6 protein-coding genes and 1 pseudogene are annotated in these 5,138 nt (G+C 66.3%); 5 read left to right on the top strand and 2 right to left on the bottom strand.

Annotation, left to right across the window (positions count from 1 at the left end; all coding sequences use genetic code 11):
* Positions 1-751: pseudogene (locus ON27_RS01380) on the top strand (cytochrome bc1 complex cytochrome b subunit); the annotation flags it as partial.
* A 99-nt stretch (positions 752-850) separates the two neighbouring features.
* Here ON27_RS01380 and ON27_RS41025 read toward each other — a convergent pair.
* Positions 851-1,036, bottom strand: a complete 186-nt coding sequence (locus tag ON27_RS41025) for a DUF397 domain-containing protein (protein WP_306306935.1) — start codon at positions 1,034-1,036, stop codon at positions 851-853.
* 448 nt (positions 1,037-1,484) lie between these two features.
* Between ON27_RS41025 and ON27_RS01375 the strand changes: the two genes are divergently transcribed.
* Genes ON27_RS01375 through ON27_RS01365 form a run of 3 tightly spaced genes read left to right on the top strand, consistent with a single transcriptional unit; the run spans position 1,485 to position 3,647 of the window.
* On the top strand, positions 1,485-1,967 hold the full coding sequence (locus ON27_RS01375) for a DUF309 domain-containing protein (protein WP_043718135.1): 483 nt from the start codon (positions 1,485-1,487) through the stop codon (positions 1,965-1,967).
* A 56-nt stretch (positions 1,968-2,023) separates the two neighbouring features.
* A complete protein-coding gene (gluQRS, locus tag ON27_RS01370) occupies positions 2,024-2,941 on the top strand; it encodes a tRNA glutamyl-Q(34) synthetase GluQRS (protein ID WP_043718132.1) in 918 nt (305 codons plus the stop codon).
* A 46-nt stretch (positions 2,942-2,987) separates the two neighbouring features.
* Positions 2,988-3,647, top strand: a complete 660-nt coding sequence (locus tag ON27_RS01365; protein ID WP_043718128.1) for an RDD family protein — start codon at positions 2,988-2,990, stop codon at positions 3,645-3,647.
* A gap of 77 nt (positions 3,648-3,724) precedes the next feature.
* On the opposite strand, the gene ON27_RS01360 is transcribed toward ON27_RS01365, so the two are convergent.
* Positions 3,725-4,246 (bottom strand): DUF4190 domain-containing protein, encoded by a 522-nt coding sequence (locus ON27_RS01360; RefSeq protein WP_043718125.1) that lies wholly within the window; start codon positions 4,244-4,246, stop codon positions 3,725-3,727.
* Between the two features lie 29 nt (positions 4,247-4,275).
* On the opposite strand from ON27_RS01360, the gene ON27_RS01355 reads away from it, so the two are divergent.
* A complete protein-coding gene (locus ON27_RS01355) occupies positions 4,276-5,055 on the top strand; it encodes a queuosine precursor transporter (RefSeq protein WP_086007412.1) in 780 nt (259 codons plus the stop codon).
* Positions 5,056-5,138: the final 83 nt, after the last annotated feature.

Below are 5,138 nucleotides of genomic sequence, written 5' to 3'. Positions count from 1 at the left end.
GGGTTCGCAGCCGGACTTCTACATGATGTGGACCGACGGCATGGCCCGGCTGATGCCGCCCTGGGAGCTGTATCTGGGCCGCTACACCGTACCGGCGGTGTTCTGGGTCGCGCTGATGATGGGCCTGGTCTTCGCGGTGCTCATCGCCTACCCGTGGATCGAGAAGCGGCTCACCGGAGACCGGAGCGCACACCACAACCTCCTGCAACGCCCGCGCGACGTGCCCGTTCGCACCGCGATCGGCGCCATGGCCATCGCGTTCTACGTGGTGCTCACGCTGTCGTGCGTCAACGACATCATCGCCTACAAGTTCGACATCTCACTGAACGCGACGACTTGGGTGGGCCGCATCGGCATCCTGCTCGCGCCTCCGATCGCCTATTTCCTGGCCTACCGCATCTGCCTGGGCTTGCAGCGCAGCGACCGCGCGGTGCTCGAGCACGGAGTGGAGACCGGCGTGGTCAAGCGCTTGCCGCACGGCGAGTACATCGAGGTGCACCAGCCGCTGGGTCCGGTGGACGCGCACGGTCACCCGATTCCGCTGGAGTACCAGGGCGCACCCGTACCGAAGAAGATGAGCAAGCTCGGTGCGGCGGGCAAGCCGGGCACCGGCAGCTTCCTGCGCGCCGACCCGCGCGACGAGAGCGCAAGGCACTTCGAGATCGAGCACGAAGAGGAACGCAGACAGCTCGCCGTGCTGCGCAAGATCCAGGATCGGGCGAACGGCCACGGAAACGGCTCCGCGCACTGAGTATCCGACGCGGCGCACACCCGTCCGGAAAACCGCGAAGGCCCCGAGTCCACACGACCCGGGGCCCGCTTTGCCTTGTTCAGGCGACTCCGGAGCGGTTCAGCCGCGCCGGATCTCTCCCCCCGAGACTCCCTCTAGGAATGCATCCCACTCGCCCGGCGCGAACGCCAAGACCGGGCCACGTCCACTGTCCTTGGTGTCACGAACCGCGACTTTGCCGTCAACGAGAAAAGCGACTTCCACGCAGTTCCCATCCGGACCACTGTATGTGCTCTTGCGCCACACAGCGCCCGTCCAATCAACCTCCACGGCACTAGCTCCTTTGCTGCGTCGAGAGCGAGATTTCTCCTGACATCGTTCCAGCTAGCATCGGTACCCGACTGGAAAGCCGAATCCCGTGGTGCACCCCGTGCCGGAGCGCACTTTCCCGGTGCGTCGATATCGCACATCGAGTTCGAGAGGAAATTAACCTCGCACGGGGCCTGTCCCCGCGGCGGTAACACTAGCAGGTCCTTCGAAAGTTTGCCCGGCTCTTGCCTATTCAATCATCGCAACCACACACGTTTGCGAAGCATGGAAGTTGCGGGAGCATTGCCAGCCCCTCGCATTCATTCCCCACACTGGCGTACCACAATGTTTTTAACGGATGTGATTGCTCTGTTATCAGACGACAATTCACATCTGCCCGCAGCCCGCGTCGACGCGGGCGCAGCCGCCGTGCATGATGGAACCTATGGTCGAACGCGCTCGCGACGACGCAGGTCGCGCCCGTAATGCCCGTCCACGCGACCGCCTCGGACGTCCGCTTCCTCCCGGCAGCACCGGAGTTGCCCGAATTCCGGACGATCTCGAGCTTCCACCCCAGCAAACCTTGACCTTCGCCCAGCAACTGCTGGACGACGGACTCGCATTCAACGCACACGAGGTTTTAGAGGCCGCGTGGAAGAACGGACCGTTCGCCGAGAGGATGCTGTGGCAGGCCCTTGCGCAGTTCGCTGTCGGACTAACCCACATACAGCGTGGCAATCCCAAGGGGGCGCGTACACTGCTCGGCCGCGCGGTGTCGCGGTTGACGGCATACCGCCCGGAAGGCGGGCAGGCGCCCTACGATATCGACCTCGCCGGACTGGTCGAGCACGCCGAATCACTGCTGGCGATGCTGGAGGCCGGCGCGCAACCGGCGGAGGCCGACCTGCGCCCGCGGCTGCGCGGTTGATCGCCTCGCTTCTACCATGGCCGGAGTGCGCACCACATCGTCTACCCGCCGATCCCGTGGCTGAGCGGGGTGCGGGCCGGTACGCGCCGAGCCCGTCCGGGGACCTGCACCTGGGCAATCTCCGCACGGCACTGCTGGCCTGGGCGTTCGCCCGCTCCTCGAGCCGCCGTTTCCTGCTCCGGATCGACGACCTGGATCGCGTGCGTCCCGGCGCGGAGCAGCGGCAACTGGACGACCTCGCCGCGATCGGCGTGGACTGGGACGGGCCCGTGCTGCGTCAGTCCGACCGGTTGCCGCACTACGAGGCGGCGGTCGAGCGCCTCGCCGCCGCCGGGCTCACCTACGAATGCTTCTGTACCCGAAGGGAAATACAGAAAGCCGCGACGGCGCCGCACGGGCCGATGGGCGCCTACCCCGGTACCTGCCGCACGCTGAGCGCTTCGGAGCGTGCCCGGTTGCGCGCCGAGGGCCGCTCGGCCGCGCTGCGCCTGCGCGCCGCGACGACCGAGTTCGAGGTGCACGACGACCTGCACGGCCGTTACCGCGGCCCGGTCGACGACGTGGTGCTGCGGCGCGGCGACGGCATCCCGGCCTACAACCTCGCCGTCGTGGTGGACGACGCGGCACAGGGCGTCGACCAAGTGGTGCGCGGCGACGACCTGCTGCCGTCCACCCCACGCCAGGCATACCTCGCGACGCTGCTCGATCTGCCGGTTCCGCGCTACGCCCACGTGCCGCTCGTACTCAACACCGAAGGGCGGCGACTGGCGAAACGGGATGGGGCCGTGACACTCCGCGAACGCTTGGCGCTCGGCAACACGCCGGAGGAAGTAGTCTCGGCACTGGCCGGTTCGCTCGGCTTCACCGCGTCGACGTCGTCCGAGCTACTCGCGCGTTTCGACACTCGGCGGCTACCCCGCGAACCGTGGATACTCGACGTTCATGGGTTGTTGCGAAGCAGCCCATGTCCGTAACGTACGCATCGTCCAACTACTGATCAATCGACGAGGACAAACAACTATGACAAGCGGTGGGTACGACCCCAACCAGTATCCGCAGGGCGGGCAGCCGTACGGGCAGCCGTACCCCCAGGGCGGCGACCAGTACGGGCAGCAGCCACAGTACGGCCAGCAGCCGCAATACGGGCAGCAGCAGCCGCCCCAGTACGGGCAGCAGCCACAGTACGGCCAGCAGCCGCAGTACGGGCAAGATCCCTACGGTCAGTACCCGCAGCAGCCCGGGTTCAACAACTACGGCGGCCAGCCGGGCGACCTCGGCACCCGCATCGGCGCCCGCGTGATCGACGCGATCATCCTGTACATCCCGTACATCATCCTGTACACCCTGGTCAACAACTCGGTGGGCCTGACCATCGGTCTCGGCCTGGTGTGGACCCTGGTCCAGCTCGGCTACTTCGTCGGCATGGAGACCTCGCAGGGCACCACGCTCGGCAAGAAGATCCTCGGCCTGAAGGTGCTCGCCCCGGGCGGCGCCGCCAAGATCGACCCGGTCACGTCGCTGAAGCGCAACGTGTTCATCGCGGCGAACATCATCCCGTGCGTCGGCAGCCTGGTCGCGCTCGGCCTGGCGATCTACATCATGATCACCATCTCGCAGGACCCGAACAAGCAGGGCTGGCACGACAAGTTCGCCGGCGGCACCCAGGTCGTCAAGGCCTGATCCGCCGCGGCGGCATCGAACGCGCAAGGGGCGCACCCGATTCGGGTGCGCCCCTGTCGCTTTCCCGGCCTGCGCCGCTAGGCGCCACTCGCCCCCGCGATGATCACGACGACGAACCACAGGATGCCGATCACGATCGCACCGACGCCGATCCAGATGCCGGCCAGTGCCATGCCGCGCCCTTCCTGGCCGCTCTGCTTGACCTGGTTCAGCGCGACCACACCCAGGATGATCCCGACGATCGAGCCGATGCCACAGGTGACGAACCCGACCAGCGACGAGATCAGCGCACCGATCGCCATGCCGTTGGTGCCCTGCACCGGGGCGGCTCCATACGGCTGGTAGGGATTCTGGTAGCCGTAGCCAGGCTGGGGATACGGCTGCGCGGGCTGCTGGTAGGACGGGTACTGCGGCTGCGGAGGCGGCGTCATCGGCTGTGAGGGCGGCTGGACCGGGTACTGGGGAGCCGAGGGGTAACCCGACGGCTGCTGCTCAGGGCTCGGGTACTGCGGGACCGAACTCTGCCCACCGGACTCCGGCGACACGCCTTGGCCGCCGTACTGCTTCCACCACTCGTCGGAATCGCCGGGATTCGTCATTGCTACAGCGTATTCCACAACCTGGTTGGATGATGCGGGTGAGTGAGTCGAAAACCACCCAAGAGCACAACGGGCCTGGACGCCCCGCGGACCATGCGGCATTTGCCCAGGTGGCGCGGGGATATTACGCACCGATCGTGGCCCTGTTCACTGCTACCTTGATCATTTCCAACATCTGCGCCACCAAGGGGGTGGAGTTCCTCGGCGATCGATCGGTGTCGCTGGGACCGCTGCAAATCCTGCCGATCGCCACCGACGGCGCCTTCTTCCTCTTCCCGCTGGCCTACATCCTCGGTGACGTGCTGAGCGAAGTGTACGGTTTCCGCGCCACCCGGCGCGCCATCTACTACGGCTTCGCCGCCCTGCTGCTGACGGTGGTGTGCTTCGCCATCGCGGTCCGGCTGCCCGCCGCGAGCTTCTACGAGAACCAGGAGGCGTTCCGCACCGTCCTCGGGACGACGCCGCGCCTGGTCGCCGCGGGATTGGCCGGATACTTCGTCGGCCAGCTGCTCAATTCCGCGACGCTGGTGCTGATCAAAGAGCGAACGAAGGAAAAGTACCTGTGGGCCAGGCTGATCGGGTCGACCATCGTCGGCGAGTTCGCCGACACACTGATCTTCTGCTCGATCGCCGCCGGTGCCATCGGCATCGATACCTGGCAGCAGTTCCTCAATTTCGTGATCGTCGGCTTCCTGTGGAAGACCCTCTGCGAGGTGATCGTGCTGCCGATCACATACCAGGTGATCGCCTTCCTGAAAAAGCGCGAACCCACCTACGCGTCAACGCAGGCGGATCCACTGCACACCTGAGGAAGTCCCGGGCAGCACCCCGGATAACGTGCACTGTGCCCCGGCCTCGACCACCGACGCGCCCAGCGCACCCCGAACCCAGG

Source organism: Nocardia asiatica NBRC 100129 (assembly GCF_000308415.1).
In the GTDB taxonomy this organism is placed as follows: domain Bacteria; phylum Actinomycetota; class Actinomycetes; order Mycobacteriales; family Mycobacteriaceae; genus Nocardia; species Nocardia asiatica.
Note: the sequence above shows the minus strand (reverse complement) of the source record. Positions and strands in the feature narration are given on the sequence as shown.